Source organism: Candidatus Hakubella thermalkaliphila, from assembly GCF_013281975.1.
GTDB classification, from domain to species: Bacteria; Actinomycetota; Humimicrobiia; order Hakubellales; family Hakubellaceae; genus Hakubella; species Hakubella thermalkaliphila.
Genome location: NZ_BLRZ01000160.1, coordinates 1 through 2,996, shown reverse-complemented (window position 1 = coordinate 2,996; position 2,996 = coordinate 1). Strand labels below are relative to the sequence as shown.

General features: G+C 46.3%; 2 protein-coding genes. Both read left to right on the top strand.

Annotated features, from left to right (window positions below):
- Positions 1-559 precede the first annotated feature (559 nt).
- A complete protein-coding gene (locus HW443_RS10245; RefSeq protein ID WP_176231829.1) occupies positions 560-1,483 on the top strand; it encodes a DUF4365 domain-containing protein in 924 nt (307 codons plus the stop codon).
- A 515-nt stretch (positions 1,484-1,998) separates the two neighbouring features.
- Positions 1,999-2,973: a pentapeptide repeat-containing protein gene (locus tag HW443_RS10240; RefSeq protein WP_246273361.1), complete on the top strand. Its 975-nt coding sequence runs from the start codon at positions 1,999-2,001 to the stop codon at positions 2,971-2,973.
- The last annotated feature ends 23 nt before the right edge of the window (positions 2,974-2,996 follow it).

Below are 2,996 nucleotides of genomic sequence, written 5' to 3'. Positions count from 1 at the left end.
ATCGGGTTGGAGAAGCAAGATGCGCTTTATCCTCAGGAGCCTGAGGAGCCTACGAGGGGATTATAATACAGGTGGGAAGAAAAGTCCATAAAAATATTTCGCTGTAGGGTTAATTTGTCAACGCGAGCCAAAAGGAAATTGCCAGGTCTTGTAATTTTAGAAGAAGAACCGATTGAACTTGCCGAAGGGAAATCGCGTACATATGAGCTAGAAGAGTATATGCTAGAAGATGATTGTAGTCATTATAGCGAGCTTGGGCCTGATAACTGTGTTGCCTGTGTTGTAGACGCTACAGGACGTTGTTACTGGTCTCATGGTTTTCTGAATAGGCTAATCAAGGGTTATATCGCTGATTCATATGCAGCAAGGCGAAGAGGGTCACAATCTCTTAAGTGGGTTCGTCAACGGTCACAGAGTTAAGCGCATTCTGCCGAAAACGAGAGATAACACGGTGCAAAAGACTACACTTCGCTCCGTCCAAATTCGGCTTCGCCGGAGTTCTTTTATACCGAAAACGTTATAGGAAATTGCCGGTAGAAATTTCCGGAGATGATAACAAATGGTGAAGCGAACAGAATTCGGCCAAATTGGAGAGAAAGCAGTATTACTTGTGGAGAAGATATTTAACGAAGCAAACTGGGTATGCAATCGTTTATATCATGATTTTGGTATCGACCTACACGTTAAGGTATTTGAATCTGGGCGTACAGCGCCTTGGGAATTTCATGTCCAAATAAAAGGAACTAAACATCCGCACATCTCTAAAGATCGTATTCATTTTGACATTGACACTGAGCATCTAAAAGACTGGCGTGATTCTCTTCTACCAGTGTTATTTGTGATTTGCGATGTGCGAAGTGACAAAGTGTACTGGCTGTGGATTAAAAAGTATCTTAACAAACTAAATTTAGATTGGCAAGAACAATCCATCATCACATTACAAATCCCTGCAAATAACCAACTTAGACCCGAAATTTTACCCCAGCTATGTACAGATCTGAGGAGAAGCTTCTTAATGCATGAGGCTCGGAAGGTTATTGGACTTATGGAGGAACCTGACGAAATAAACAGATCATCATTTGGTTTTAACTCTCCCTACTATCGACCATTGACTGAGTTGGGTCGATCAATCAAAAATCCTGCTTTAGCCCGATGTATACTTTGCGGGAACTATTTCTGGATTGAAGAGGGCATAGCTATTGCTTGGGAGTTTGTCAAAATTTACGAGCCTTACGTATATGAACCTGCAGTCTATGATTGCGACGCCCCTGAGGAGTTTTGTCCGGTATGCATGAGTGGAAAGGGAGCGTTAGAGAAGTGTAAGAATTGTGGAAGATACGCCGTGCCAGAATTTGATGAAATCTTTGAGGATTGGGATAATCCTCTCATAACTTGGGACGAAGCTAAACAACTTTGTCACGAATACTTTGAGGAACTGATGAGGTCAAGAGAATGTAAGCTAAAAAATGGCAACTCCATATAACATGGGCTTTGCGGCTCACTATATTTGCCCAATTGCTTGTACTCTGCTAGACCCTAAGATCATATGCGCCATTGCGTACCGGTGAGAGAAGATAACTAGATGACATGATTGGCTTACGGGGTATGAGCGGTCAAGCTATTGGCTTTGGAGATGACCTAGATCACCTTCCAGAAATGGGTGGAGGAGTGGGTGCTGGGCAGGGCCGAAAGGCAAGCGGTAGAGCCTAGAGAGGAGGAAGAGTCAATCAGGGAACGGGCAGGAGTGCTTCGCATAGGAGGCCTCTAGAATCTGGATTGACGAAGAAGTCGAAGAATTGGCTAGGGGTTGGTGATTTCTTGAGACTAGAAGATGAGTTGCAAAAGTCAGGGTAGATGGAGTAGGTTCGGTTATTAACCGTTTTAGATGAAATTGCGCCCAATAAAGAGTAAAAAGAAATGGCCGAAAAACGGAAGGAAATCCCTATGTAAATAAGCATTATCACACATGATAAGGGTACCTAAGAGGAGTTGAGTCTTGTGGCAAATGATCTGCATCTCAATCTTCTCAAGCAAGGGATGGCTGCTTGGAATAGGTGGAGGAAAGAGAATCTTAGAATACTGCCGGACCTTAGGGAGGCGCACCTCTGGGATGCAGACCTCAGGGGGGCAGACCTTAGGGGGGCAGACCTTAGGGGGGCAGACCTCAGGGGAGCGAACCTTAGCGGGGCAAAACTCACCGAGGTGAGCCTCTTCAGGGTTAATCTCACTAGGGTGAATCTCAGGGGAGCGAACCTTAGCGGGGCGGACCTTAGGCAGGCGAACTTCAGGGAGGCGGATCTCAACTGGGCGGATCTTAGCGGGGCGGACCTTAGCGAGGCAAACTTCAGGGAGGCGGATCTCAACTGGGCGGATCTCACGAATGCCTGTTTGGTCGAGACAAACTTCGAGAAGGCGACCCTTAGGTATTGTAGAGTCTATGGGATTTCCGCTTGGGGGCTAAAACTAGAGCAGGCGGATCAATCGAATCTGATCATCACGGATTACGAAGAGCCTACTATCACGGTGGACAATCTTGAAGTCGCTCAGTTCATTTATCTGCTCCTCCACAGTGACAAAATCCGCCACGTAATTGATACTATTACCTCCAAGGTTGTGCTGATCTTGGGTCGCTTCATGCTGGAGCGAAAGGCTGTTTTGGATGCGATCCGAGAGGAACTTCGCAAGCGTGACTATTTGCCTGTCTTGTTTGATTTCGAGAAACCTGCTAGCCGAGATATCACGGAGACTGTCTCCACCCTAGCTCACATGGCTCGGTTCGTTATTGCTGACATTACCGACGCCAGAAGCATACCTCAAGAACTAGAGCGCATTGTCCCAGACCTTCCATCGGTTCCAGTTCAGCCGTTACTGCAAGCTTCAGCCGACGAATATGGCATGTTCGAGCACTTCAAGAGATACCCCTGGGTTCTCGAGATTCATCACTATAGAGGCTGTCCGGAAACTAGGATTTAGGAATGAGAGGCGAACTCGGTGCA